Origin of the sequence: Actinoplanes sp. OR16 (genome assembly GCF_004001265.1) — a bacterium.
In the GTDB taxonomy this organism is placed as follows: domain Bacteria; phylum Actinomycetota; class Actinomycetes; order Mycobacteriales; family Micromonosporaceae; genus Actinoplanes.
In genome coordinates this window covers 1607797-1633346 of the sequence record NZ_AP019371.1, presented here as the reverse complement: position 1 = coordinate 1633346, position 25550 = coordinate 1607797, and the positions used below count along the sequence as shown (strand labels likewise).

At 70.1% G+C, this 25550-nt stretch carries 23 protein-coding genes; 17 read left to right on the top strand and 6 right to left on the bottom strand.

Features of this window, described 5'->3' with window-relative positions:
• Nucleotides 1-129 precede the first annotated feature (129 nt).
• The 12 genes from trpS to EP757_RS07405 all read left to right on the top strand — a co-directional run bounded on the left by trpS (nucleotide 130) and on the right by EP757_RS07405 (nucleotide 11409).
• Complete coding sequence (gene trpS / locus EP757_RS07460; RefSeq protein WP_127543463.1) at nucleotides 130-1155, top strand: tryptophan--tRNA ligase; 1026 nt, start codon at nucleotides 130-132, stop codon at nucleotides 1153-1155.
• 4 nt (nucleotides 1156-1159) lie between these two features.
• Nucleotides 1160-1690: a 2'-5' RNA ligase family protein gene (locus tag EP757_RS07455; RefSeq protein WP_127543462.1), complete on the top strand. Its 531-nt coding sequence runs from the start codon at nucleotides 1160-1162 to the stop codon at nucleotides 1688-1690.
• A gap of 21 nt (nucleotides 1691-1711) precedes the next feature.
• On the top strand, nucleotides 1712-2635 hold the full coding sequence (locus EP757_RS07450) for a YihY/virulence factor BrkB family protein (RefSeq protein WP_127543461.1): 924 nt from the start codon (nucleotides 1712-1714) through the stop codon (nucleotides 2633-2635).
• A gap of 4 nt (nucleotides 2636-2639) precedes the next feature.
• Nucleotides 2640-3014: a hypothetical protein gene (locus EP757_RS07445; RefSeq protein WP_127543460.1), complete on the top strand. Its 375-nt coding sequence runs from the start codon at nucleotides 2640-2642 to the stop codon at nucleotides 3012-3014.
• The gene (locus EP757_RS07440) at nucleotides 3014-3253 is read left to right on the top strand and encodes an SCO4848 family membrane protein (protein ID WP_232050647.1); all 240 of its coding nucleotides are present in this window, start codon (nucleotides 3014-3016) and stop codon (nucleotides 3251-3253) included. The genes EP757_RS07445 and EP757_RS07440 overlap by 1 nt, the downstream gene beginning before the upstream one ends.
• A gap of 172 nt (nucleotides 3254-3425) precedes the next feature.
• Nucleotides 3426-4535: a BMP family protein gene (locus EP757_RS07435; protein ID WP_127543458.1), complete on the top strand. Its 1110-nt coding sequence runs from the start codon at nucleotides 3426-3428 to the stop codon at nucleotides 4533-4535.
• 159 nt (nucleotides 4536-4694) lie between these two features.
• Nucleotides 4695-6179, top strand: a complete 1485-nt coding sequence (locus EP757_RS07430; RefSeq protein ID WP_370457781.1) for an ABC transporter ATP-binding protein — start codon at nucleotides 4695-4697, stop codon at nucleotides 6177-6179.
• Nucleotides 6176-7432: an ABC transporter permease gene (locus EP757_RS07425; RefSeq protein ID WP_127543456.1), complete on the top strand. Its 1257-nt coding sequence runs from the start codon at nucleotides 6176-6178 to the stop codon at nucleotides 7430-7432. The genes EP757_RS07430 and EP757_RS07425 overlap by 4 nt, the downstream gene beginning before the upstream one ends.
• 3 nt (nucleotides 7433-7435) lie before the next feature.
• A complete protein-coding gene (locus tag EP757_RS07420) occupies nucleotides 7436-8704 on the top strand; it encodes an ABC transporter permease (protein ID WP_127543455.1) in 1269 nt (422 codons plus the stop codon).
• 30 nt (nucleotides 8705-8734) lie between these two features.
• The gene (locus EP757_RS07415; protein ID WP_127543454.1) at nucleotides 8735-9448 is read left to right on the top strand and encodes a cytidine deaminase; all 714 of its coding nucleotides are present in this window, start codon (nucleotides 8735-8737) and stop codon (nucleotides 9446-9448) included.
• Nucleotides 9445-10722 carry a thymidine phosphorylase gene (locus EP757_RS07410; RefSeq protein WP_127543453.1) on the top strand — a complete coding sequence of 426 codons (1278 nt, stop codon included), beginning with the start codon at nucleotides 9445-9447 and terminating at the stop codon, nucleotides 10720-10722. The genes EP757_RS07415 and EP757_RS07410 overlap by 4 nt, the downstream gene beginning before the upstream one ends.
• A gap of 6 nt (nucleotides 10723-10728) precedes the next feature.
• Entirely contained in the window at nucleotides 10729-11409 is a 681-nt protein-coding gene (locus EP757_RS07405; protein WP_127543452.1) for a DUF4272 domain-containing protein, read from the top strand.
• Here the strand turns inward: EP757_RS07405 and EP757_RS07400 are convergent.
• Nucleotides 11406-12197 carry a putative RNA methyltransferase gene (locus EP757_RS07400; protein WP_127543451.1) on the bottom strand — a complete coding sequence of 264 codons (792 nt, stop codon included), beginning with the start codon at nucleotides 12195-12197 and terminating at the stop codon, nucleotides 11406-11408. The two genes, EP757_RS07405 and EP757_RS07400, sit on opposite strands and share 4 nt — an antisense overlap.
• Before the next feature lie 26 nt (nucleotides 12198-12223).
• Here EP757_RS07400 and EP757_RS07395 point away from each other — a divergent pair, with 26 nt between their 5' ends.
• The 5 genes from EP757_RS07395 (at nucleotide 12224) to EP757_RS07375 (ending at nucleotide 18830) form a co-directional block, all read left to right on the top strand.
• Nucleotides 12224-13318 carry an adenosine deaminase gene (locus EP757_RS07395; RefSeq protein WP_127543450.1) on the top strand — a complete coding sequence of 365 codons (1095 nt, stop codon included), beginning with the start codon at nucleotides 12224-12226 and terminating at the stop codon, nucleotides 13316-13318.
• Nucleotides 13319-13766: 448 nt separating this feature from the next.
• Nucleotides 13767-17372: a nitrate- and nitrite sensing domain-containing protein gene (locus EP757_RS07390; RefSeq protein ID WP_127543449.1), complete on the top strand. Its 3606-nt coding sequence runs from the start codon at nucleotides 13767-13769 to the stop codon at nucleotides 17370-17372.
• Nucleotides 17369-17773, top strand: coding sequence for a roadblock/LC7 domain-containing protein (locus EP757_RS07385; RefSeq protein WP_014447580.1), 405 nt, complete (start codon nucleotides 17369-17371; stop codon nucleotides 17771-17773). Before EP757_RS07390 ends, EP757_RS07385 begins: the two co-directional genes overlap by 4 nt.
• Before the next feature lie 90 nt (nucleotides 17774-17863).
• Nucleotides 17864-18244 (top strand): DUF742 domain-containing protein, encoded by a 381-nt coding sequence (locus EP757_RS07380; RefSeq protein WP_127554125.1) that lies wholly within the window; start codon nucleotides 17864-17866, stop codon nucleotides 18242-18244.
• A 1-nt stretch (nucleotide 18245) separates the two neighbouring features.
• Nucleotides 18246-18830 carry an ATP/GTP-binding protein gene (locus tag EP757_RS07375; protein ID WP_127554124.1) on the top strand — a complete coding sequence of 195 codons (585 nt, stop codon included), beginning with the start codon at nucleotides 18246-18248 and terminating at the stop codon, nucleotides 18828-18830.
• 233 nt (nucleotides 18831-19063) lie between these two features.
• Here the strand turns inward: EP757_RS07375 and EP757_RS07370 are convergent, their stop codons facing one another.
• The 5 genes from EP757_RS07370 to EP757_RS07350 form a co-directional block, all read right to left on the bottom strand.
• Entirely contained in the window at nucleotides 19064-19753 is a 690-nt protein-coding gene (locus EP757_RS07370) for an HAD family hydrolase (protein WP_127543448.1), read from the bottom strand.
• 47 nt (nucleotides 19754-19800) lie between these two features.
• The gene (locus EP757_RS07365) at nucleotides 19801-22266 is read right to left on the bottom strand and encodes a transposase (RefSeq protein WP_174262356.1); all 2466 of its coding nucleotides are present in this window, start codon (nucleotides 22264-22266) and stop codon (nucleotides 19801-19803) included.
• A 67-nt stretch (nucleotides 22267-22333) separates the two neighbouring features.
• Complete coding sequence (locus tag EP757_RS07360; RefSeq protein ID WP_127543446.1) at nucleotides 22334-23239, bottom strand: DNA primase; 906 nt, start codon at nucleotides 23237-23239, stop codon at nucleotides 22334-22336.
• Between the two features lie 73 nt (nucleotides 23240-23312).
• The gene (locus tag EP757_RS07355; protein WP_127543445.1) at nucleotides 23313-24128 is read right to left on the bottom strand and encodes an aldehyde dehydrogenase family protein; all 816 of its coding nucleotides are present in this window, start codon (nucleotides 24126-24128) and stop codon (nucleotides 23313-23315) included.
• Nucleotides 24121-25545: an aldehyde dehydrogenase family protein gene (locus EP757_RS07350; protein ID WP_127543444.1), complete on the bottom strand. Its 1425-nt coding sequence runs from the start codon at nucleotides 25543-25545 to the stop codon at nucleotides 24121-24123. Before EP757_RS07350 ends, EP757_RS07355 begins: the two co-directional genes overlap by 8 nt.
• Between the last annotated feature and the right edge of the window lie 5 nt (nucleotides 25546-25550).

Below are 25550 nucleotides of genomic sequence, written 5' to 3'. Positions count from 1 at the left end.
CTGAGACCTTTCCTAGGGATGACGATCATAGAATCCCCCACAAACGCTCATAAGTCAACAGGTTCAAACATCGGCGCAACCCGGTAGGGGATTCGCGGTCACCGGGCCGAGGCTGACACAATGGCGGCCATGTCCGACGTTGCCCGCCGCCCGCGTGTGCTCTCCGGCATTCAGCCGACTGCCGACTCCTTCCACCTCGGCAACTATCTGGGCGCCGTTCGCAACTGGGTGGCGATGCAGAACACGCACGACGCGTTCTACTGCGTGGTCGACCTGCACGCGATCACCATGGGGCACGACCCGGTGGCTCTGCGTAACCGTACTCGCGTCTCGGTGGCGCAACTGCTCGCGCTCGGCCTGGACCCGGAGCTCTGCACGCTCTTCGTGCAGTCGCACGTCCCCGAGCACGCGCAACTCGGCTGGGTGCTGAGCTGCATCACCGGGTTCGGCGAGGCCGGCCGGATGGTCCAGTTCAAGGACAAGTCGGCGAAGGCCGGACAGGACAGCACCACCGTCGGCCTCTTCACCTACCCGATCCTGCAGGCCGCCGACATCCTGCTCTACCAGGCCGACCAGGTGCCGGTCGGCGAGGACCAGCGGCAGCACCTGGAGCTGACCCGGGATCTGGCGCAGCGGTTCAACAGCCGGTTCGGCAAGACGTTCACCGTGCCCTCGGCGTACATCGTCAAGGACACCGCGAAGATCACCGACCTGCAGGACCCGACGATCAAGATGTCGAAGTCGGCCTCCTCGCCGAACGGCATCATCGAGCTGCTGGACGACCCGAACCGGTCGGCCAAGAAGATCAAGTCGGCGGTCACCGACACCGGGCGCGAGATCCTCTACGACGAGGAGAACAAGCCGGGCGTCAGCAACCTGCTGACGATCTACGCGGCGCTCACCTCGCGGACCATCGACGACCTGCTCGAGGCGTACGACGGACGCGGCTACGGCGACCTGAAGAAGGACCTCGCCGAGGTGCTCGTGGAGTTCGTGAAGCCGATCCAGGAGCGCACCAAGGTCTACCTCGACGACCCCGCCCAGCTCGACAAGGTCCTCGCGATCGGCGCCGAGAAGGCCCGGGCGGTCTCCGCCGCGACGCTCGCGCAGGCCTACCGGAACATCGGGTTCGTCGCCCCGGCGCGCGGAGCCTGACCCGGTGTCCGACCCGGCACGCACGCGTATCGGCGTGGCGATCGACATCCCGGAGCCCTGGGGCTCCGAGCTGACCCGGCGCCGCGCCGAGGCCGGCGACCCGCAGGCGGCCTACACACCGGCGCACGTCACCCTCCTCGGCCCGACCGAGGTGGCCGGTGACGCGCTGCCCGCGGTGGAGAAGCACCTGGAGGCGATCGCCGGCGCCCAGCCGCCGTTCACCATCCACCTGCGGGGCACCGGAACCTTCCGGCCGATCACCGAGGTGGTTTTCGTGACGCTGGCGAAGGGCATCAGCGAGTGTGAGCTGCTGGCCGAGGCGATCACGCGGTCGGAGGACGTGCGCCGGGACACCCGTTTCCCGTACCACCCGCACGTCACGGTGGCGCAGGACGTGTCGCCCGAGGCGCTGGACGCGGTCTTCGAGGAGCTGGCCGGATTCTCCGCCAGTTTCGAGGTCACCGCGTTCACCCTCTTCTCGCACGGCGGCGAGGGACCTTGGCGGCCGCGGCGGGACTTCCCACTCGGGCGCTGACAACTCGGTTACGGTCTGCCGGTGAACCCGATCGACCGGGCGTACGACGTCGCCGAAGCCCGGATCATGACGTGGCGGTACCGGACGCCGTACTTCGACCATTTCTGCCGGGCCATCCTGCGCTACGAGGACGTCCAGGGTGGCCGGCTGGCGGCCGCGATCGCCTACTACGGATTCTTCGCGGTCTTCGCCCTGCTGCTCATCGGCTACTCGATCTTCGGCCTGCTGCTCTCGAACAACGTCGAGCTCTTCGAGCTGGTGACCGAGTTCCTCCGGGACAACCTGCCCTTCCTCGACGTGCAGGCCATCGTGGACAGCAAGAAGACGGTCGGCATCGTCGGCCTCATCGGGCTCACCTTCACCGGCATCGGCTGGGTCGAGTCGATCCGCTCCTCGCAACGGCTCATCTGGCAGTTACGGGAGCAACCGGGCTACATCGGCGTACGACAAGCTGTTGATCTCCTGGTCCTGATCGGTCTCCTGGTGCTGCTCGCGCTCACCCAGCTCGCCGTCTACGGCCTGGAGCGGCTGCTGCACTGGCTGGCCGGCGGCGGGTTCACGACGCTGCTCTCCGCGGTGAGCGTGGTGCTCACCCTGGGCGTCAACATGCTGCTGGCGGCGGCGCTGCTGACCGGGGTGCCCCGGCTCAAGATGACGGCCCGCCGGATGGCGCCGCCGGTGCTGCAGGTCGGCATCGGGCTGATGCTGCTCAACACGGTGGGCAAGTCGTTCGTGGCGATCGTGGAGCGGAATCCGGCGTACGCCCTCGTCGGTTCCGCCGTCGGCGCGCTGGTCTACCTCTACGTCTTCAACCAGCTGCTGCTCTTCGGCGCGGCCTGGGCGGCGACCAGCCCGCACGGGCGAGTCGTGGATCTGTCAGCTGACGATAAAACCGCCCCGGTGGGGCAAAACAGCTGGATCCGGGAGACCCACCCGCGACACTGAGCCTGTGGGCACTCTTGTGACTTTGCAGCTGCCGGCCGGATCGCCGCTCGTGGATCTGCCGTGGGTCATCACGATCGGCGGGCTCGGCGACGAGATCGACGAGTGGGATCCGGTGGTCTGCGGGCCGTACGAGCGGGCGCACGCGCTGGCCCTGGCCCGCGCCGTGGTCGCCGACGAGGATCTGATGGCGGTGGTCGAGCCGTTGCAGCCGCTCGCCGGTGCGGAAGCGATCCGGCGGGAGGTGGACCTGGCCCGCTCGGCCGACTTCACCGAGCAGGACGAGCCGCCGGAGGCCGCCGAGGCGCCCGGCGAGCCGCCGTCACCCGGTGAGGTGCGGGAAAGCTGGCGGCGGATCACCACTGGGATACTCGCCGTGTGATGATCAGCAAGCGGTGGGCGGTGTTCCTGGTCGGCGTCGGCGTGTGGACCTGGGTGATCTGGCCGAGGTTCGGCGTGGCGATCTGGAACGACGACAGATCCTTCTCGGACGGCAGCCCGACGTCCTTTCTCTGGATCCACGCCTTGCTGATCGTGGCCTCGCTCACTATCGGAACGGTTGTGGGCATTCTCGGCGTGAAGGCGTGGCGGGCCCTCCTTGTAAAATCGAATCGCCTCTGAGCACCCCAGATGCCCGTTTCCGCCCGTACAGAGTGATACAGAAACGGGCCGAACGGGATGTGGGATTGCGGAGTGGTAACGGTGCGCGAACAGTCCGGAACGATTGCCTGACGGGGCGTTTAGCCCCGGCTACGCTGCCGTCCTTAGGTTCACCGAGCGGGTCGGTGCGCACATGAAGAAGGAGGGCGTCTTGCGCCCAGTACGTGGGAAGCGGATCCTGGCGATTCTCGCGGCAGGTGGGCTGACGCTCGCTGCCGCCGCCTGTGGCGATGCCCCTGAGGAGACCCCGACCGGCGGCTCCAGCGCCGCCGCCGCCGCATACAAGGCTTGCATGGTCACCGACACCGGTGGCATCGACGACAAGTCGTTCAACGCGTCCGCCTGGGCCGGCCTGGAGGCCGCCAAGGCCGAGGCGAGCAACGTCGAATCCAAGTACGTGGCGTCCTCCTCCGAGGCCGACTACGAGCCGGGTCTGCGCAGCTTCGTGAGCCAGAAGTGCGACTTCATCCTGGCGGTCGGCGGCCTGATGGGCGACGCCACCACCAAGGTCGCCAAGGAGAGCGCCGACTCGCAGTTCGGCATCGTCGACAGCGTGAGCGGCAACACCAACGTCTTCCCGATGCAGTTCGCCACCCAGCAGGCCGCGTTCCTCGCCGGCTACCTGGCCGCGGGCTACACCAAGTCCGGCAAGGTCGCGACGTACGGCGGTCTGAAGATCCCGCCGGTCACCATCTTCATGGACGGCTTCTACGACGGCGTCGAGTACCACAACAAGACCAAGGGCACCAAGGTCACGGTCCTGGGCTGGGACAAGACCAAGCAGAACGGCACCTTCGCCGAGAGCTTCGTCGACCAGAACAAGGGCAAGAGCATCACCCAGACCCTGGTCTCGCAGGGCGCCGACATCGTCATGCCGGTCGCCGGCGGCACCGGCCTCGGCACCGCCCAGGTCGCCAAGGACTCCGCCGGCAAGACCTCGGTCATCTGGGTCGACCAGGACGGCTGCAAGAGCGCCGAGCAGTACTGCGACGTGTTCCTGACCACTGTCGTCAAGAACATCGAAGAGGCCGTCAAGGAGGCCGTGGTCAAGGGCGCCAAGGGCGAGGCCCTCGCCGCCAGCCCCGGCTACGTCGGCACCCTGGAGAACAACGGCGTCGGCATCGCGCCGTACAACCAGTTCGACTCGAAGGTCGACGCGGCTCTCAAGACCGAGATCGACACGCTGAAGGCGGACATCATCTCCGGCAAGGTCAAGGTCGAGTCGGCCAGCGCCCCGGCCTGATCCACTAGTTAGGTAGCATTCCGGCCGCCGCCCAGCCGCGGGTCACCACCTGCGGCTGAGCGGCGGCTCGTCATTCAGTCCCTCAGTTGGCCTTACCGAATCCGGGAGATTCCGCTGAAACTCGAACTGCGCGGCATCACCAAGCGCTTCGGCGACCTGGTGGCCAACGACCACATCGACATCACCGTCGAGCCGGGGGAAGTGCACGCCCTGCTCGGCGAGAACGGCGCCGGCAAGTCCACGCTGATGAACCAGCTGTACGGACTGCTGCAGCCGGACGAGGGCCAGATCGTCGTCAACGACGAACCGGTCGTCTTCCGCAGCCCGCGCGACGCGATCGCGTCCGGCATCGGCATGGTGCACCAGCACTTCATGCTCGTCCCGGTCTTCACCGTCGCGGAGAACATCGCCCTCGGCCACGAGGAGGTGCGCGGCGGACCGCTCGGCTGGCTCGACCGCCGCCGCTCGCGCCGGGACGTCATCGAGACCTCCGAGCGTTACGGCCTGCCGGTCGACCCGGACGCGCTGGTCGAGGACCTGACGGTCGGCGCGCAGCAGCGCGTCGAGATCGTCAAGGCGCTGACCCGCGACGTCGACCTGCTGATCCTGGACGAGCCGACCGCCGTGCTCACCCCCCAGGAGACCGACGAGCTGCTCGCCGTGATGCGCTCGCTCACCGCGATGGGCAAGTCCATCGTCTTCATCACCCACAAGCTCAAAGAGGTGAAGGCGATCGCCGACCGGATCACCGTGGTCCGCCGCGGCAAGATCGTCGGTACCGCTTCACCGGACACCAGCGAGGACGAGCTCGCCGCCCTCATGGTCGGCCGCGCGGTGAGCCTGGAGGTCACCAAGACCCCGGCGGAACCCGGCCGCAGCGTGCTGAAGCTCTCCGGCCTGGTGGTCGACGACGACCGGGGCATCCGCGCCGTCGACGGCGTCGACCTGGAGGTCCGGGCCGGCGAGGTGCTCGGCATCGCGGGCGTGCAGGGCAACGGGCAGACCGAGCTGGTCGAGGCCGTCATGGGCCTGCGCGAGGTGCGGGCCGGCACCGTCGAGCTGGACAACGAGAGCCTCGCCTCGCTCGGCACCAAGCAGATCCTGCGCGCCGGCGTCGGCTACATCCCCGAGGACCGCAGCCACGACGGCGTGGTCAAGGAGTTCTCGGTCGCCGAGAACCTGATCCTCGACATGTACGACCGGCCGCCCTACGGCAACGCCTTCAAGATGAACCGCGGCAGCATCGGGAGCAACGCTCAGGAGCGGGTCGACCAGTTCGACATCCGCTGCCAGTCCCCGGAGACCGCGGTCGGCACGCTCTCCGGCGGCAACCAGCAGAAGGTCGTGGTGGCCCGGGAGATGTCCCGCCCGCTGCGCCTGTTCATCGCCTCCCAGCCGACCCGCGGCGTGGACGTCGGCTCGATCGAGTTCATCCACGGCCGGATCATCCACGAGCGTGACCGGGGCACCGCGGTGCTGGTGGTCTCCAGCGAGCTGGACGAGGTCGTCGGCCTCGCCGACCGGATCGCCGTGATGTACCGCGGCCGGGTCCTGGCCATCGTCTCGCCGGACACCCCGCGCGAGGAACTGGGCCTGCTCATGGCCGGCATCACCGGGAACGCACCGGAAGAGGGGACGAAGTGACCACCGAAGCGCCGGTCAAGAAGGAAGCCGGGCAGAAGGACGACGAGTCCTTCCTCAGCGTCTTCACCCGCAACCTCTGGTCCTCGAACACCATCACGGTCACGTTCCTCTCGATCGTGCTGGCGTTCGTCATCGGCGCGGTCCTGATCGTCGTCTCGGACTCCGAGGTGCTGGCGAAGTTCGCGTACTTCACCGCCCGCCCGGGCGACGCGCTCGGCGCGAGCTGGACGCTGATCAGCACGGCCTACTCCGACCTGCTCAAGGGCGCCTTCGGCGACCCGGAGGCGTTCAGCGCCTGGTTCAGCGGCGCCGGTACCTGGCAGGACGCGCTGGCACCGATCTCGGAGACCCTGACGTACGCCGCCCCGCTCGTCTTCACCGGCCTCTCGGTGGCGCTGGCGTTCCGTGGCGGCCTGTTCAACATCGGCGCGCAGGGCCAGGCGGTCATCGGCACCATCACCGCCGGTGTCGCCGGTTTCGCGTTCGGCCTGCCCATCGTGCTGAACCTGGTGGTGGCGGTCCTGGCCGGGGCGCTCGGCGGCGCGCTCTGGGGCTTCATCCCCGGCATCCTCAAGGCGCGCACCGGCGCCCACGAGGTGATCACCACGATCATGCTCAACTACACGGCCGCGCTGTTCCTGTCCTGGCTGGTGCTGCAGAAGGGCGTCCAGGACCCGAACCGCACCGACGCGATCAGCAAGGCGATCGACGAGTCGGCGAAGCTGCCGTCGTTCGGCGGCGTGCTCCGGGTCCACCTGGGCATCCTGCTCGCGGTGGCGGTCACGGCCGGCGTGGCCTGGCTGCTGAACCGCTCCTCGTTCGGCTTCGAGCTGCGCGCGGTCGGCGCCAACCAGCACGCCGCGAAGACCGCCGGCATCAGCGTCGCCAAGACGTACGCGGTGCTCATGGCGGTCGCCGGCGGTCTGGCCGGGCTCGGTGGCGCCACCCAGGTGCTCGGTACGGCGTACGCGCTGACCCCCTCGGTCGCCGGCAACATCGGCTTCGACGGCCTGCTGGTCGCCCTGCTCGGCCGCAACAAGCCGTGGGGCACCCTGTGGGCCGCGCTGCTCTTCGGCGCGCTGCGAGCCGGCGGTAACCGGATGCAGTCCTACTCCGGCATCTCGCTGGAGCTGGTCACCGTGCTCCAGGCGCTGATCGTCATCTTCATCGCCGCCCCCGCCCTGGTAAAGGCGATCTTCCGACTTCGCGCCACCCGCCTCGTGCGGCCGGGCGCCTCGCTGGCGAAGGGCTGAGACATGTCGACGGCAACTGTGGAGGAGAGCACCGAGCTCGCGGCGCCGGAGCCGTTCTGGAACCGGCAGCGTCGTCTCGGCGTGGCTCTCGTCCTGATCGGCATCCTGGCAGCGGCCCTGTTCGGCTCGCTCGCACCGGGCGAGACCGCCCGTTTCACGCTCAGCGAGGATGCCGAGGGCGCGGCACTGTCGATCAACGGCCAGCTGGGCGCGATCCTCTTCGGCCTGGTCACGATCGTGACCGGTGGTCTGCTCTTCGCCAGCTTCGCGAAGAAGTTCCAGAACCTGCTGCTTTCGCTCGGCATCCTCTCCTTCGTCCTGTCGTTCCTCTGCTGGCAGGTCGCGGGCAAGTTCCTGCCGCTCGTCGACACCACCAGCGGCACGCTGCAGCTGGCGCTCCCGCTGATCCTCGGCGCGCTCGCCGGTGTGCTCGGTGAGCGGTCCGGCGTGGTGAACGTGGCGATCGAGGGCCAGTTCCTGATGGGCGCGTTCGCCGGCGCCCTGGTCGGCACGATGGCGACCAGCGTCTGGGCTGGTCTGATCAGCGCGGCGGTCGGCGGCGTGATCATCGCGGCGATCCTGGCCGTGCTCTCGATCCGGTACCTGGTCGACCAGACCGTCGTCGGCATCGTGCTCAACCTGTTCGCACTCGGCGTCACCGGCTTCCTCTACGAGCGGCTGATGCAGAGCGACTCGAGCACCTACAACGAGCCGCCGCGGCTGCCCGAGTGGCGGATCCCCGGGCTCGCCGACATCCCGGTCATCGGCCCGGTGCTGTTCGACACGAACCTGCTGGTCTGGGTCGCGCTCGGACTGGTCGTGCTGATTCACTTCGGGCTCACCCGGACCCGGTGGGGCCTGCGGACCCGCGCGGTCGGCGAGCACCCGACCGCGGCCGACACGGTGGGTATCCGGGTTCGCGGCCTGCGCTACATGAACGTGCTGCTCGGCGGCGTGGTCGCCGGTCTCGGCGGGGCGTACTTCACGCTCGTGGCGACCGGCAGCTTCACCAAGAACATGACGGCCGGCGCGGGCTTCATCGCGCTGGCGGCCCTGATCTTCGGCCGGTTCACCCCGTTCGGCGCCCTCGGTGCGGCGCTCTTCTTCGGCTTCGCGCAGAAGCTGGCGACCTACCTGAGCGCGGTCGGCAGCCCGGTACCGAGCCAGTTCCTCAACATGCTGCCGTACCTCGCGACGATCATCGCGGTGGCCGGTCTGGTGGGCCGCGTGCGGGCCCCGGCCGCGGACGGCGTCCCGTACATCAAGAGCTAGAAGCTGGACAGTCAGGCAGAATTGGCGGATATGGAGATCGACTGGGCGGCGCTGCGTGCGTCCGCCATCGAGACGATGCGGCGTGCTTACGTGCCGATTTCCGACTTCCCGGTCGGTGTGGCGGGCCTGGTCGACGACGGCCGGGTGATCGTGGGCTGCAACGTGGAGAACGCCTCCATCGGCATGACCCTCTGTGCGGAGTGCGGGCTGGTCAGCACGCTGCACGCGACCGGCGGCGGGCGCCTCGTGGCGATCTCGTGCGTGGACGCGACCGGCGCGCCGCTGATGCCGTGCGGCCGGTGCCGTCAGCTGCTCTGGGAGCACGGCGGCCCGGACCTGCTGGTCGAGGCGCTGCCGCGGCCGCTGCGGATGACCGAGCTGCTGCCGCACGCGTTCGGCTACGAGGACATGGAACGGGTGACCGGACCGGCCGGCGGCGCCGAGGTGCCCGCCGAGCTGGCCAAGTGGCGTGGCCGCGGCTCGGTCTTCGTCCACCCGGACATCTCCGGCGGCGAGACCATCTGGACCGCGTACTGGGAGCGTTCGTCGGGTGAGCCCGGCAGCGCCGACGAAAAGGGCATCCTGGAGGAGGGCCCGAACTTCCCGGCCACCGCCGCGGCGGTCGCCTGGGGACTCCTGCGGACGCCGCGGGTCGTGGTCGTGGACGCCGAGGGCAGCCTGTCCTGGGCCGGTGAAGGTGAAGCGCCCGAGGGGATCGGACAGCGCTGGGAGGACAAGTCGTGAGTGGGTTCGCTGCGGTAGACGTGATCCGGGCCAAGCGGGACGGGCACGAGCTCTCCGACGCCCAGATCGACTGGGTCGTCGACGCGTACACGAAGGGTGTGGTCGCCGACGAGCAGATGTCCGCGCTCGCCATGGCGATCCTGCTGCGCGGCATGACGCCGCGGGAGATCGCCCGCTGGACCGCCGCGATGATCGCGAGCGGCGAGCGCCTGGACCTCTCCTCGGTCACCCGGCCGACCGCTGACAAGCACTCCACCGGCGGCGTCGGCGACAAGATCACGCTGCCGCTGACCCCGCTCGTCGCGGCCTGCGGCGTCGCGGTCCCGCAGCTGTCCGGCCGCGGCCTCGGGCACACCGGCGGCACGCTGGACAAGCTGGAGTCGATCGCGGGCTGGCAGGCCCGGATCTCGAACGACCAGTTCAAGTCGCAGCTGCAGGACATCGGCGCGGTCATCTGCGCGGCCGGTGAGGGCCTGGCGCCGGCCGACCGCAAGCTCTACGCCCTGCGCGACGTGACCGGCACCGTCGAGGCCATCCCGCTGATCGCCAGCTCGATCATGAGCAAGAAGATCGCCGAGGGCACCGGCGCGCTGGTCCTGGACGTGAAGGTCGGTTCCGGCGCGTTCATGAAGGACCTCGCCATGGCGCAGGAGCTGGCCCGCACCATGGTCCAGCTGGGCAAGGACAGCGGCGTCACCACCGTCGCGCTGCTCACCGACATGAGCACCCCGCTCGGCCTGGCCGTCGGCAACGCCAACGAGGTGGCCGAGTCGGTCGAGGTGCTGTCCGGCGGCGGACCCGCCGACGTGGTGGAACTCACTCTGGCCCTGGCCCGGGAGATGCTGGCCGCCGCGGGCGTGGACGCCGACCCGGAGAAGGCGCTCTCCTCCGGCGCGGCCATGGACACCTGGCGAGCCATGATCAGGGCACAGGGCGGTGACCCGGAGGCCCCGCTGCCCCAGGCCCGGCACACCGAGGTGCTCCGCGCGGCGCAGGGCGGCGTCGTCACGGCGCTGGACGCGTACGGGATAGGCATCGCCGCCTGGCGCCTCGGCGCCGGTCGTGCCCGCAAGGAGGACCCGGTCAGCTTCGGCGCCGGCGTGCAGCTCAAGGTCCGCCCGGGTGACCGGGTCCGCGCCGGTGACGTGCTGCTGGAGCTGCGCGCCGACGACGAGTCGCGGATCCCGGTGGCCCGTGACGAGGCGGCCGCGGCGGTGGTGATCGGGACGGAGCAGCCCTCCTCTCCCCAGCTGCTGCTCGACCGCATAGCCTGACCGACCATGACGAAGGCCGCCCCCGATCCCCGCGCGGTCCGCGAGGCCAGTCTCGACGAGCTCGCGCGGCTCGGCCTGCCCCTGCCACCGCTGGCGTTCCCGCTGGTGTGGGAGCCGGGGGACACGGTCGAGCTACGCCCCACCTCCGAGCTGGAGGCCCGGGCCGCGGTGCTGCACGTGGTCGTCGCGCGCTGCTTCGGCATGCCCACCGAGGCCGCGATGAGCTGGCTGCTCGGTTCACACCTGGTCGACCTGGTGACGCCGCCGGAATGGCAGTTCGTGATCGGGGCCAAGGGTGACCATCGCTCGTTCGTGCTGCACCACGACGCCGTCTTCGCGCTGGCCTGGCTGCTCGGCCTGAGCCGGCACCTGGACCCGACCGTGCCGCCGGACGACGGGCTGATGACGCAGATGCCGGACCTGCCGTCCGGGGAGACGTTCGGCAGCTGGCGGTCGCGCTCGCTGGTCGCGGTCCGGGACCCGGCGGAGGCGGCCGTGCTGCTCGACCTCTACTACTGCCTGGACTGGGCCTTCCAGGAGTCCGAGCAGGTGGGCCGGACGCTGCCCGGCGAGGTGGACAGCAACGCGATCGGGCAGCGGAGGTGGGCGCTGGAGTGGGCGGTGATCTTCACCGGCCCGTACCACGAGGCCCCGCCGGAGTGGGAGGAAGTCGACCTCTCGGTCTAGCGGTAGACGGTCAGGTCCACGGCGGCAGTCACCGTCGCTCCACCCGACAAATCGGATATGTCAACGTGCCGGGCGCTCGGCGTCATGCCGATCAGAGTGCGGGTCTCGGTGACATCCAGCTTCAGGGTCCGCCGAAGCGTGATCGTGGAGACCGGGGAGAAGTGCGCTCCGAGACTCCCCGACACCCGGGCCGCCTTGTCCGGGTCGACCGAGATCAGCCCGTGCTCGGCGATCAGCTCGGCCAGGTGATCGGCGGCCGGGGTGACCACCAGCAGCACGCCGTCCGGCCGCAGCACCCGGTGGAATTCGGCGCCGTTGCGCGGCGCGAAGACGTTCAGGATCACCGACGCCACGCCGTCGGCGACCGGCAGCGGCCGCCACAGGTCGGTGAGCACCGCGGCGGCACGCTCGTGCGCCCTCGCGGCCCGGCGCAGCGCCGGCTTGGAGACGTCCAGCCCGAGGCCGACGGCGGACGGCGAGGCGTCGAGGAAGCGGGCCAGGTAGTCGCCGGTCCCGGTGCCGGCGTCCAGGACCAGGCCGTCCGTGTGGTGCCCGGCGAGCGCGGCGGCGATGAAGTCGTAGTGCCCGGCGCCGAGGAAGGCGGACCGGTCGGCCACCATCGGGGCGGTGTCGCCGCTGTGCGGGAGCCGTCCGGCGCTGAGGTCGGCGTACCCCTGCTTGGCCATGTCGAAGCTGTGCCGCCGGGCGCAGCGAAGCGCACGCTCCTCGCGGGCGAGTGGTTCCCGGCACACCGGGCACCGCAGATACGGAATTGCTCCGTCGATCATCGGGTGCTTCCCTCTAGGCTCTTCTGATGGTTGGCATCGCACACTCGGACATCGTCAAGGCACCGAAGGTTCTGCTCCACGACCACCTGGACGGCGGGTTACGCCCCTCGACGATCGTCGAGCTGGCCGCCGCCGTCGGCCACGAGCTGCCCGCCCAGGACCCGGAGAAGCTCGGCGAATGGTTCGTCGCCGCCGCCGACTCCGGCTCGCTGGAACGGTACCTGGAGACCTTCGCCCACACGGTCGCGGTCATGCAGACCGAGGAGGGCCTGCGCCGCGTCGCGAAGGAGTGCGCGCTCGACCTCTCCGCCGACGGCGTGGTCTACGCCGAGGTGCGGTACGCGCCGGAGCAGCACCTGGAGCGCGGCCTCACCCTCGATGCGGTCGTCGACGCCGTGGAGGCCGGTTTCCGTGAGGGCAGCGCCGAGGCGGCCGAGGCCGGGCGCCCGATCCGGATCGGCACCCTGCTCACCGCGATGCGGCACGCGGCCCGCTCGCAGGAGATCGCCGAGCTGGCGGTCCGCTACCGGGACGCCGGCGTGGTCGGCTTCGACATCGCCGGCGCGGAGGCGGGCTTCCCGCCCACCCGGCACCTGGACGCCTTCGAGTACCTGCAGCGGGAGAACTTCCACTTCACCATCCACGCCGGCGAGGCGTTCGGCCTGCCGTCGATCTGGGAGGCGATCCAGTGGTGCGGCGCCGACCGGCTCGGTCACGGCGTGCGGATCGTCGACGACATCACGGTGCCGCCGCGCGGAACCCCGCTGGAGATCCCGGCGCTGGGGCGGCTGGCGGCGTACGTGCGGGACAAGCGGATCCCGCTCGAGCTCTGCCCGTCGTCGAACGTGCAGACCGGCGCCGCCGCATCGATCGCCGAGCACCCGATCAAGCTGCTGCACGACCTCCGGTTCCGGGTCACCGTCAACACCGACAACCGGCTGATGAGCGGCACGTCGATGTCGCGGGAGATGGCGCTGCTGACCGAGGCGTTCGGCTGGGGCTGGTCCGAGCTGCAATGGCTGACCATCAATGCGATGAAGTCGGCCTTCATCCCGTACGACGAGCGCCTGGTGCTCATCAACGAGGTGATCAAGCCGGCGTACGCGAAGTTGCTCGGCTGACGCCGGTTTTCGCCCTTTTCTCGGATACGGGCGAACGTCCGTCAAAAGAAATCGACGCTTAGGTACGTCCCGTCCTCCGTTCGGCTAGACTGCCGCCTGCAAACTCGGCAGAAACCGGCATCTCGCCTTGCCGATCGCGGCGAAGCGAGCCATCGTCACTTCTATCGCGATCGACTACGATCGGGACCCGGTCGTGCTGCACCCACCCCCCAAAGGCAGCCGGCCGAGTGAGTGACCTTGAGAGATGTGCAGCCATACACGCTGTGATAGTGGACCGGCGATGTCCAACTCCGATGTTGCAACATCGCGTCACACAACCGGTCCGTGTCCGCCTGCCCTTTCTCTTTGACACTTGTCGTGATGGAATCTCGGGGGCCCGACCCGGCGAGTCGGTCGTGCGCGGTGCCGGCGAGCCGAATGCCGGGGCCCGAATCAGGAGGACGGTGACGTGAGCAAGCGCCCCAAGGCGGCGAACGGCGTCATGTCGCGTCTGCGTCGGCCGGCAGGCCGGCTGCGAGACCTACCGATCTGGTCGAAACTCGGCCTGATCATGCTGGTGCCTACGGTGGCGACGATCATTGTCGGCGTCCAAGGCCTCGTAGACCACATCGATGAGGCGAGCAACGCTGAGCGTGCCCGGACCCTCTCGGTGCTGTCCGAGGCGGCCGGTGGTCTCGTCGACCACCTTCAGGCCGAGCGGACCTACGGCATCATGGTGGCGCTGGCGAAGGACGCGAAGAACAACGACGCCGCCGATGCGGCCGTCGGGCTCTACAACGGCGAGCACGAGGCGGTCGACACCGCCAAGACGCCGTACGTTCAGCAGAAGGGCGCGCTGGAGGACGTTCCGGAGAACGTCGGCCGGCTCCTGCTCCGTCTCGACAACAACCTCGAGGACCTCCCGGCGTTCCGCAGCAAGGTGGCGAACGGGCAGGTCAAGGGAGAGGACGTCAAGGAGACGTACGACCGCCTGGTCGACGACCTCCTCCAGGTCCGCGACTCGTCGGCGCAGCTGGCGACCGACCCCGCGCTGGCCGACCACCTCCGCGCGGTCTCCGCGATCGCCGAGGCGAAGGACTACATCGCGCAGCAGCGGTTCATCGGTCACGAGATCCTCGACGAGGGCGAGCTGACGAACGGCCTGCGGCAGGACTTCCTCGGCACCCAGACCGGTTACGCGCTGGCGATCAAGACCCTCCAGGCCGTCGGGACCGACTCCGAGAAGCAGCTCTTCGACAACACGGTGAGCGGCCTCAAGGCCCAGGCCGCGACGAACCTGACGACGCCGCTGATGGCGCAGCAGGGCGCCAACGTCAAGATCCTCCGCTTCGACTCGGCCTCATGGGAAGAGGCGATGAAGGGGTACAACGACCTCTTCCGCCAGGTCGAGGTCGAGTTCGACAAGGACATCGTGGCCAGTGCCACGGAGCTGCGCGACGACACGAACCAGCGGGTCTTCCTGGAGACCAGCCTCCTGCTCGCGCTGCTGCTGCTCGGCATCCTGTTCGCCTGGCTGGTCGCCCGCTCGATGGCGCGCTCGCTGCGTGAGCTGCGTCAGGGCGCCCTCGCGGTGGCCCAGTTCGGCCTGCCGCACGCGGTCTCCCGTCTGCGTGACCCGGCGCTTTCCGCGTCGCTCACGCCGGCACAGGTCGCCGACCAGATCGCCGAGCCGCTGCCGGTCCGCAGCCGGGACGAGTTCGGCCAGGTGACCGAGGCGTTCAACGCGGTTCACCTCGAGGCCGTGCGTACCGCGGCCGAGCAGGCCGCGCTCCGTGCCTCCGTCGCGACGATGTTCGTCAACCTCGCCCGCCGTTCGCAGATCCTGGTCGACCGCCTCATCGGTCACCTGGACCGGCTGGAGCGCGGCGAGGAGGACCCGGACCGCCTGGCCGAGCTCTTCCAGCTCGACCACCTGGCGACCCGGATGCGCCGTAACGACGAGAACCTCCTGGTTCTCGCGGGCGCCGACTCGACCCGTGTGCAGCGGGAGCCGGCCGCTCTGATCGACGTGCTGCGCGCCGCGCAGTCCGAGGTCGAGCACTACACCCGCATCGAGTTCGGCCAGATCGACCGGGAGATCGAGGTGGCGGCGCACGCCGTCAACGACATGGTCCACCTGGTCGCCGAGCTCTTCGACAACGCGACCGCCTTCTCCCCGCCGAACTCGAACGTTCTCGTCGAGGCGCGGCGGATCGGGGAGAACGCGGTGCTGACGGTCGAGGACCACGGCATCGGCATCAGCCGTGAGCAGCTGCGCGACCTCAACGAGCGTCTCGCCAACCCGCCCACGGTGGACGTCGCCGTCTCCCGCATGATGGGCCTCGTCGTGGTCGCCCGGCTGGCCAACCGCCACGCCGTCCGCGTCGAGCTCCGTCCCGCCGACCGCGAGCGCGGCACGGTGGCCGAGGTCGGCCTGCCCGCCTCGGTGCTGGCTGCCGCCGCCTCCGCCCGCGTCCAGTCGATGCAGGCCGCCGTCGGTGGTTTCGACTCCGGCCCGCAGCCGTCCGTCCCGTCCTTCGGCGAGCCTCTCGCCCTGGAGAGCGGCCGTGGTGGCTTCGGCGGCAACGGTGGCTTCGGTGGCAACGACGGCTTCAACGGCGGTGGCCGTCCGTTCGAGCCGGCCAACGGCACGAACGGTTCCGTTCCGGCCTGGTCCGACCTGACCGGCGCCGCGCCCACCGGGTTCGGCGGGCTGAACGGCAACTCCGGCCCGGCCAACGGCAACGGTTTCGCCAACGGCTTCCACGGTCCGCGCAGCAACGAGGTCATCCCGCCGCTGCCGTCCGGCCCGCAGGGCTTCGCCGGGCTCGACGAGCTCGCGCAGCGCCGCAACGGCGATTTCCCGCGTCCGGAGGACACCAACGGCTTCGGCGGGGCCATCCCGCGTCAGCTGCCGTCCAACCCGGAGAACTTCGGCCGCGGTCCGGCGATCCCGCCGGTCTCCGCGCCGCCGGTTCCCCCGGTGTCGGCGCCTCCGGTGCCGTCCGCCCCGCCGTTCTCGGAGCGTCCCGTCTCGGCCGCCCCGATCTCGGCGAACCCGATCTCGGCCAACCCGGTTTCGGCCAACCCGGTCTCGGCGCCTCCGGTGCCGATGCCGCCGGCTCCCGACGAGCAGTCGAACCCGTTCGCCGCGGCGCCGCCGGCCTGGCCGCCGGTCGCCGCCGACCGGGAGCAGGCCGCCACTCCGCACGTGCCCGAGAGCCTCGCCGCCGCGCTCGACATGACGGCCGAGATCCCGCGCTACCGCCCGGAGAACTTCGAGCCGCAGCCGCAGGTGGCCCGGCCGACGAACCCGCAGACCGCTCCGGTCCCGTCCTCGGCGCCGCCGGCCCCGGTGGCCGACGACGCGGCGGCAGCCGCCGCCCGCGCCGGGCACGAGGCGGCCACGGTCCAGGCAGCGGAGGCCCAGGCCACCGCCGCCGCGCAGATCGCCGCGGCCCAGGCCTCGGCACGTCAGCGTGAGGGCTCCGTCCCGTTCGCTGACGAGACCATGGAACTGCCGATCTTCCGGGAGCTCGAGTCGGCGTGGTTCACCACGACCCACCCGAACGAGAACCAGGCAGCCTCCGGCCCGGCTGACGACTCGGTCGTCTCCTCGCGCCGGATCCCCACCGGTGAACCGACCCGCACGGCCGGTGTGCCGCAGCAGGCCGGCTCGCCCGAGTCGCGTGACCTCGACACCGCGATCGTCGGCGCCCCTGCGGCGGCGGCTGTCGGCGGCTCCTACAGCAACGGCAGCGCGGCGGCCACGAACCCGTGGCACACCGCTGCCGACGACGGCTGGCAGGCGGCCCGTGCCGCGTCTGAGGCGCAGGTCGAGACCACAACCACGGCTGGCCTTCCGAAACGCAAGCCGATGGCGCAACTCGTCCCCGGCGGTGTCGACCGGGGCGGTCAATCCGTCCAGCGCCGTACTCCCGAGAACGTCCGCGGTCTGTTGTCCGCGTACCACCGGGGTGTGCAGCGCGGTCGCACCAAGGAACAATCGACCAACCTGGAGGCGACTCCGGGAGGGCAGCAGCCCTCGCAGGCTGGCAAGGAGCATGAGGCATGACATCTACGCAGGATCTCGGTTGGCTTCTGGCCAACTTCGCCGACCGCGTTCCCGGGGTCGCGCACGCGATCGCGGTCTCCGCCGACGGCCTGCTCCTGGCGGCCTCACGGGACCTTCCGCGGGACCGTGCCGACCAGCTGGCGGCCATCGCGTCCGGCCTGGTATCCCTGACCCAGGGTGCCGCGCGTTGCTTCGAGGGTGGCGCCGTCCTCCAGACGGTGGTCGAGATGGACAATGGATTCCTGTTCCTGATGTCGATCTCCGACGGCTCCTCGTTCGCGGTTCTCGCGGCGCGCAGCTGTGACGTCGGTCAGGTGGGCTACGAGATGGCTCTCCTGGTCGATCGCGTCGGCGAGGCTCTGACCCCCGCGCCGCGTTCCGCGGCCGGGGTGCTGGGCTGAAGCGGGCAGTGAGCCGACCCGGTCGGCTACTGTCAGAAACCTTGACAACTAATACACTTCGAGGGGCCGAGGGAGGGGTTGACGGTGACTATGCCCGAACGCGATGAGCCGACCGGTGCGCTGGTCAGACCATATGCCGTGACCCGCGGTCGGACCCGTCCGAAGCTTGAGATAGCGCTGGAAGCGCTGGTCGAGACAACCGTGCGCGGCCGTTCCGGAATTTCCCGCGGCGGGCAGGGTGGAAGCGAGCATCAGTACATCGCGGCGATGTGTGACGGCGGGCGGGTTCAATCGCTCGCGGAGATCGCCGCACGCATGCAACTGCCGCTCGGTGTGGCTCGGGTGATCGTGGCAGACATGGCCTCGGACGGCCTGCTTGCGGTCTACGAGCCCACCTCGCTCGAGGACGAGACCGACGCGGTAGGCACGGAACTGCTGGAAAGGGTGCTGAGTGGACTTCGCAGGCTCTGACATGTCTCGTCCCGCTGCGGGACGCGTGACATCGGCGAAGATTGTCATCGCCGGTGGCTTCGGCGTCGGCAAAACGACGCTGGTGGGGTCGGTCTCGGAGATCACCCCACTGACCACTGAGGCCATCATGACCTCGGCCGGTGTGGGTGTCGACGACAACCGGCAGGTGCCGGGCAAGATGACCACCACCGTGGCCATGGACTTCGGCCGGATCAGCATCGATCGCGACCTGATCCTCTACCTGTTCGGAACGCCTGGCCAGACGCGTTTCTGGTTCATGTGGGACGAACTGGTCCGGGGTGCCATCGGTGCGGTGGTCATGGTGGACACGCGTCGGCTCGCCGACTGCTTCGCCGCCATCGACTTCTTCGAGCACCGGCGCTTGCCGTACCTGATCGCCATAAACTGCTTCGACGGCATGCAGTACCACAACGCGCAGGACGTTCGGGACGCTCTGGCGATCTCGAGCGACGTGCCCGTCGTGAGCTGCGACGCCCGCAACCGTGAGTCGACGAAGAACGTGCTGATCTCCCTGGTGGAGTACGTTCTGACCATGCGTCGCACGCGCGCGGTAGCGCCGGCCTGACAATCGGTTGAAGCCCCGCTCCGGTCGCCGGAGCGGGGCTTTGCCATGTCCGCCACCCAGCGTCATCCGAAGTCACTCACTCACCCTAAGTGATTCGCTTCCGGTTTGAAAGATCAAAGTCCGGTCGCATCGGGGTGGGGTGTGCAGACCGTCGCTCACGCCGAGGGCGCGGCAGGGTCTCGCTGCGCTCGCCATGCCGCGCGACCTGAGTGAGTGGTCGCGCCCCTCTCCTCTCAGTCCCGCAGCAGGCGGAGAAGGTCGGGCAGCTCGTCGACGCGGTGCGGCGGGATGAACGAGTCCGGGTCGGTGCGGAACGCCGCAACGCCCGGATAGGACACGTTGGTGACCAGGACCGGGCGCATCCCCGCGAGCCGGGCACCCTCGTGCTCCCGGCTGCCGCCGTCACCGACGTACCAGCACGAAGCCGGCGGGACGCCCAGGCGGGCGGCGACCGTGGCGTACAGGGCCGGGTCGGGCTTGCGCCGCCGCTCCCGCCACGAGAAGACCGGCTCGTCGATGAGGGGCGCATAGGGCGTCCCCGGCCACGCCTCGCACAGCTCACTGGAACAGTCACTGAGAAGCCCTGTGCGGAACCCGAGCCGCTTGATCGTGTCCACGGTGGCCAGAGCGCCGTCCCGGGGCCTGCGGACCCGTTCAGCCCCGGCGTGATGCGTCCGCACCGCGGCTCCGAGCGTCGCCGCCGTCGGGGAGATGCCGCAGGACCGGGCGATGGCGAGCAGGGTGGCGGCCGTATCCCCGTAGGCGCCGACGATCCGCTGCGGGAAGCTGCCCGACATCGCCGTGTAGAAGACGTCCGGTTCGATCCCCAGAACCCCGGCCGTCGCGTCGAAGGCGGGACGGCGTTCCTTCTCGGCGACGGGGTCGGTCAACGTACCGAAGAAATCGAAGACGACCGCGCGCATGCGAAGAGGCCGCAACCCCACGCGGGGTTGCGGCCTCCCTGGTTCGCTCAACGTCCGCCGAAGCCGGCGTTGTTGTCGCGGTAATCGTCGGCGGGCTGGCCGTCACGGGTGAAGTCCCAGCCGCCGGCCGCTTCCCGGCCCGGGCGACCGCCCATGGCGAATCCGCCGATCTCCTGGCCGCGCCGCCAGCCACGGAAGTAGCCCGTGGTGTGCGCGGCGATCGAAGCCGCGTCCCGGACGATCCGCAGCGGGCGCTCCTCACGCAGGGGCGAGCCCGGCACCAGGTTGGCCTGCGGAACCCGCTTCGGCAGGCCGGCCGAGGTCTCGGCGGCGACGGCCGGGGTGGCCGCCTTCTCCGCCGCACGCCAGCCGGTGTCGTTCGGGTTGGCCCAGTCCGGCTTGTCCGAGTCGGACTTGCCGGTGAACCACGCCGACCGCGCCGCCGCGAAGATCAGCAGGTCGCCGTCGCTGCCGTCGGCCGGAACCGGCGGCGTGGTGCTGCGATCCAGGGCGGTCAGCTTCTTGCTCGGGCCACCGGCCCCCTCGACGACCCGCAGCGGCGGCGGTCCGACCGGGTCGAGGCCGGAACCGCCGGGCCGGCGGTTCAGAGCCTGCTCGGCCAGACGCAGCGCCGGCGGCTCCTTCGGCATGTCCTGCCACGGCGGTTTCACCCGGCCACCGGCCGGAGCCGGGCTGACCGAGGCCGCCGCGGGCGGGGTCGCCGGCACGTCGTCCTTGCCGGTGTTGAGCAGCGGCCAGTTCGCCCGGGAACCGGGGTCGGCGATCTCCTGACCGGGACGCTGTGACGGCGCGGCCGGAGCAGCCGGCGACTGCGGAGGCAGCGGCAGACTGAAATCGGTCGGCCCACCGGGCACGCCGTTCGCCGGCGTCGTCTTCGGCCGGGACGGGATGACGGTGCGCTGACGCTCGGCGCGGGCCCGGTTGAGCTCCGCGTTGGTGAGCGTCGGCCGGAACGGTTCGCCCGCGTCGGCCGGGGTGGAACGGCCACCCGGTGACGTCGGCGTCGCCGGAGGGCGGGACGACGGCACCGGACGCGAACCCGGTGTGATCGGGGTCATGCCGGGCGGAGGCGGCGGCACCGAGACCGGCCGGTTGCCGGGCGTGCTCGCGCGGCCGGGAAGCCCGTTCGCCGCTGCCGGGGCCACCGGCGGCGGAGCGATCGGATCCGGAGCGACCGGCGGAGCGGTCATCGGCTGCGGCGTGGCCGGCCCACTACCCGCCACCGAAGGCTCAGGCCGGCTGCGACGCCCGAACCGCGAACTGTCCCGCGACTCGTCAGGCCCACCATCGCGCCCGCCGAGAGCGGCTGCGCCATCGCGTCCGCCGAGAGCGCCTGCGCCGTCGCGGCCACCGAGGGCGGCAGCGCCGTTACGGCCGCCGAGCGCGGCGGCGCGGGACGGCAGAGCGTCTCCGCGGCTGTCGTCGCGCGATCCGAGTCCGGCCGCGCGGGACGGCAGAGCGTCTCCACGGCTCTCATCGCGCGAGCCGAGTCCGGCCGCGCGGGACGGCAGAGCCTCGGAACGGGACGACAACGGGTCCGGGACGGACTGCAGCGACGCCGGCTCGGTCGACCGTCGTGCTGCCGAACGCCGGCCCATGCTGCCGGCGACGGTAGGCATGGTCGCCCGGGCGCTCAGCGTGCCGACCAGGGCGGAACAGGCGGCGTCGCAGGAGCGGACCGCGGCGATGGCCTGCCGGACAGCGTCGGCGGCGGCCGGAGCCAGCGACTTGTTGACCCCGCCACGGCGCGGCGACTCGCTGATCGCCACCTGGAGAGCGGTGACCGCGGCGATCAGCTGATCGTCGCTGCCGGCGCCGTTACGTGCCAGCTCACCGGCGATCTCCCGGGTGACGTGGGCGGTGTCGCCGGGGCGGCCGGTGATCCGGCCGGGCTCGGGCACCGCATCGAGGACGGCCAGGGCCAGCGGGTGTGCCGGATCGGGGTAGGCCCGGAGAGCAGCCGGGTAGAGCTCGCGCAGCACCTCGCGCAGCGCCATCGCCGACGCGTTGCGCCCGACGAGCATCGCCACGTGCGCGGCCAGGACCGGCTTGTAGCTGACCAGCTCGCGGGGTGTCGGCAGGTTGATCGCGGCGATGGCGCCGGCCTGCAGCGCCCGGGCCAGGCCGACGGCCCGGCGGGCGGCGACCGGCGCCGCGATCTCCTCGGGGGAGTCGTCGTCGGAGAAACGCTCGGCGAAGTCGTCCGCATCGTCGTCGTCGACCACGACCAATGGCCGACCAGCGGCGGTGAGCAGCGAGGTGACGACGTGGTCGTCACTGTCGGCGGCGACCGCCGCGTCGCTGAACCCCGTCGTCCGCTCCACGAGCAGCGTCCCCAGCTGGGCGTAGCCCGCCGGGTCGTCGCTGATCTCATGGACGCCGAGCAGCCGGCCTGCGTCGTCCACCACGGCGATGGTCAGTGGTGCGGCCGAAGCCGAACGCACCGAATCATCAGCCGACGCCAGACCGCAGTACACGCGCACGAGCGCCACGGCGTCGTCCTCCTCCCCGGGACTGCTGCTTCTCTCTGCCCAACGTTTGATGTTCCCTGGTAATCGGTCAGTCACGCCAGTCCACAGCGGCAGAGATCTTGCCGATGACCGAACGCCAGCCGAGACTCGCCTGTTGTGCCCCGATTTTCTTCAAACGGCGGCGCCCGAAGAACCCGCCCACTCCACCGTTCTCCGCCGAACGCAGGGACTCGTCCAGGTCGTCGAGCGGGGAACCGGGCGACAGTGCCAGGATCACCGGCTTGATGCGGAGAGCGTGCCCCAGGTCGCGGGCAATCTCGCCGGCGGCGATGAGGAGCGGAAGGTCCCACGAGTCGTGCCCGCCGCGCAGGTTCTCCACCACGAGGTCGAGCTCGTAGCGGTCCTCCGGCTGCGGGTCGATGTCGCTCGACTGTACCCGCTCGGCGAGGTCAGCCCAGGTGTCCAATTGTGCGAGATCGTGCGGAGCACCCGAACGAAGGAAGGAGACGAGCGATTCGGAGCTCTTGAACGCGAGCAGCCGGCCCTTGTGGCTGAGGAAGAGGGGGACTTCCTCATCGTCCGCCTGGCTGGAGGTCTCCTCCGGTTCGCTCTTGTCCTCGTCGGTCTCCTCGTCTTCCGCGGACGACGAGGCGGACTCGTCCGCGACACCGCCGGCGTCGAGCGCCTGACGCTCCAGCTCCTCGTCGCTGACCTCGACGAACTCCTCGCCGTCATCCTCGCGCACCCGCTTGTGGGCGTCGAAGATGTCCTCTTCCTCCGCCGCGAGCTCGGTCGGCGTCACCTCGCCGGCCTTCCGATAGGCACGGAGGGTGAGACCCACGCCGCCAGGCAGCGCGATCTCGACCGGCTCGATGCGGACGGAGTCCCAAAGCTCCCGCCCGGTCAGCCCTTCGGACGAGGACTTCTCGGCCACCGGCGCGGACGCCTCGGGCTCGTCGGACTGGCTGGTCACGGTTGACCTCCGGATGCTCATGGGGATGGCGGGACTGGTGACTCTGGGCACACACCCTAGTCCGCAACGCTGTGTGACAGAGGCCCCGGTCGTATCACTCGCCCTTCGGGTGCCACACAGTCTTGGTTTCCAGCAGGGCGGTCATCGGCCGCAGACCCGGATCGGCGGTGAAGTCGGCGTCCTGCCGGGGGCGGATCACCCGCTTCAAGGTCCCGGCCGCGGTGCGTTCCAGCTCGGCGGCGAGCTCGCCGGACGTCACTCCGGTGAGGTCCAGCGCGTTGACATCGGCGTGGGCGGCCAGCCAGGGGGCGGTTTCGGCGTACTTCCCGGTGAGAATGTTCACCACGCCGCCGGGCACGTCCGAGGTGGCGAGCACCTCGGCCAGGGTGATCGCGATCTGTGGCTCCGGAGCGAGCACGACGACGGTGTTGCCGGTCACCACGGCCGGGGCGATCACGCTGACCAGGCCGAGCAGCGAGGCCGGCGCGACCACGGCGACCACCCCGGTCGGCTCCGGGGCGGAGAGGTTGAAGAACGGGCCGGCCACCGGGTTCGCCCCGCCGGTCACCTGGGCGATCTTGTCGGACCAGCCGGCGTACCAGACCCAGCGGTCGATCACCGCGTCCAGCTCGTCGGCCTTGACGCCGAGCGAGGTGAACTCGCGGCGGCGCGCCTCCAGCATCTCGGCGACCCGGTAGAGCACCTGGCCGCGGTTGTACGCCGTGGCGCCCGCCCATTTCGGCTGCGCCGCCCGCGCCGCCACCACCGCGTCCCGGGCGTCCTTGCGGGAGGCGAGAGCAACGTTGTCGCCGTTCACCACGAAGGTCCGTCCTGATTCGCTGCGGGGGAAGGCGCCGCCGATGTAGAGCTTGTAGGTCTTGCGGACGGCAAGACGAGCGGACTTAGGCAAGGTACGCCTCCAAGCCGTGCCGGCCACCCTCGCGGCCGTAACCGGACTCCTTGTAACCGCCGAACGGCGACGTCGGGTCGAACTTGTTGAACGTGTTGGCCCAGATCACGCCGGCGCGCAGTTTCGACGAGATGGCGAGGATCCGGGAGCCCTTCTCCGTCCAGATGCCGGCCGACAGCCCGTACGGCGTGTTGTTCGCCTTTTCGACGGCCTCCGCCGGGGTCCGGAACGTCAGCACCGAGAGCACCGGCCCGAAGATCTCCTCGCGGGCGATCCGGTGGGCCTGCGTCACCCCGGTGAAGATCGTCGGAGCGAACCAGAACCCGCGGTCGGGCAGCTCGCAGGCCGGCGACCAGCGCTCGGCGCCTTCCGACGCCCCTATTTCCGACAATTCGGTAATGCGAGCGAGTTGTGCGGCGGAATTGATCGCGCCGACGTCCGTGTTCTTGTCGAGCGGGTCGCCGACCCGGAGCGTGGACATCCGCCGCTTCAGCGAGAAGAGCAGCTCCTCGGCGATCGACTCCTGGACCAGCAGCCTCGACCCGGCGCAGCAGACGTGCCCCTGGTTGAAGAAGATGCCGTTCACGATGCCGTCCACGGCCTGGTCGATCGGGGCGTCGTCGAAGACGATGTTCGCCGCCTTGCCGCCCAGCTCCAGGGTGAGCCGCTTGCCGGTGCCGGCCACCGAGCGGGCGATCTCCCGCCCCACCTCGGTCGAGCCGGTGAAGGCCACCTTGTCCACGTCGGGGTGCTGCACGAGGTAGGCGCCGGTGTCGCCGGCCCCGGTCACGATGTTCACCACGCCCGGCGGCAGCTCGGCCTGACGGCAGACGTCGGCGAAGAAGAGCGCCGAGAGCGGGGTGGTCTCGGCCGGCTTGAGGACCACGGTGTTGCCGGTGGCCAGGGCCGGCGCGATCTTCCACGCGAGCATGAGCAGCGGGAAGTTCCACGGGATGACCTGACCGGCGACGCCGAGGGGTCTCGGGTCGGGGCCGAATCCCGCGTACGCCAGCTTGTCGGCCCATCCGGCGTAGTAGAAGAAGTGTGCCGCGACGAGAGGAAGGTCGACGTCGCGCGACTCCTTGATCGGCTTCCCGTTGTCCAGGGACTCCAGAACGGCCAATTCGCGCGATCGTTCCTGAATTATCCGAGCGATCCGGAACAGATACTTCGCGCGTTCCGAGCCTGGCAGCGCTGACCAGGAGCCGAAAGCGTGCCGAGCCGCCGCGACCGCCCGGTCCACGTCTTCGTGGCCGGCGGCTGCGACCTCGGCGAGAACCTCTGCGGTGGCAGGGTTCACCGTCTTGAAGGTGCCGCCCTCTTTGGAAGAGGAGAAGGAGCCGTCGATGAAGAGGCCGTAGGAGGAGGCGATGTCGACGACGGATCGGGACTCGGGTGCGGGTGCGTACTCGAACATGCGCG

What these genes read in the sequence shown, in the direction of transcription:
- EP757_RS07370 (WP_127543448.1), bottom strand. Translation starts at nt 19,753, where the DNA reads ATGCGCGCGGTCGTCTTCGATTTCTTCGGTACGTTGACCGACCCCGTC.
- EP757_RS07435 (WP_127543458.1), top strand. Translation starts at nt 3,426, where the DNA reads ATGAAGAAGGAGGGCGTCTTGCGCCCAGTACGTGGGAAGCGGATCCTG.
- EP757_RS07385 (WP_014447580.1), top strand. Translation starts at nt 17,369, where the DNA reads ATGACATCTACGCAGGATCTCGGTTGGCTTCTGGCCAACTTCGCCGAC.
- EP757_RS07350 (WP_127543444.1), bottom strand. Translation starts at nt 25,545, where the DNA reads ATGTTCGAGTACGCACCCGCACCCGAGTCCCGATCCGTCGTCGACATC.
- EP757_RS07420 (WP_127543455.1), top strand. Translation starts at nt 7,436, where the DNA reads ATGTCGACGGCAACTGTGGAGGAGAGCACCGAGCTCGCGGCGCCGGAG.
- EP757_RS07375 (WP_127554124.1), top strand. Translation starts at nt 18,246, where the DNA reads ATGTCTCGTCCCGCTGCGGGACGCGTGACATCGGCGAAGATTGTCATC.
- EP757_RS07415 (WP_127543454.1), top strand. Translation starts at nt 8,735, where the DNA reads ATGGAGATCGACTGGGCGGCGCTGCGTGCGTCCGCCATCGAGACGATG.
- EP757_RS07395 (WP_127543450.1), top strand. Translation starts at nt 12,224, where the DNA reads ATGGTTGGCATCGCACACTCGGACATCGTCAAGGCACCGAAGGTTCTG.
- EP757_RS07380 (WP_127554125.1), top strand. Translation starts at nt 17,864, where the DNA reads ATGCCCGAACGCGATGAGCCGACCGGTGCGCTGGTCAGACCATATGCC.
- EP757_RS07400 (WP_127543451.1), bottom strand. Translation starts at nt 12,197, where the DNA reads ATGATCGACGGAGCAATTCCGTATCTGCGGTGCCCGGTGTGCCGGGAA.
- EP757_RS07360 (WP_127543446.1), bottom strand. Translation starts at nt 23,239, where the DNA reads ATGAGCATCCGGAGGTCAACCGTGACCAGCCAGTCCGACGAGCCCGAG.
- trpS (WP_127543463.1), top strand. Translation starts at nt 130, where the DNA reads ATGTCCGACGTTGCCCGCCGCCCGCGTGTGCTCTCCGGCATTCAGCCG.
- EP757_RS07405 (WP_127543452.1), top strand. Translation starts at nt 10,729, where the DNA reads ATGACGAAGGCCGCCCCCGATCCCCGCGCGGTCCGCGAGGCCAGTCTC.
- EP757_RS07440 (WP_232050647.1), top strand. Translation starts at nt 3,014, where the DNA reads ATGATCAGCAAGCGGTGGGCGGTGTTCCTGGTCGGCGTCGGCGTGTGG.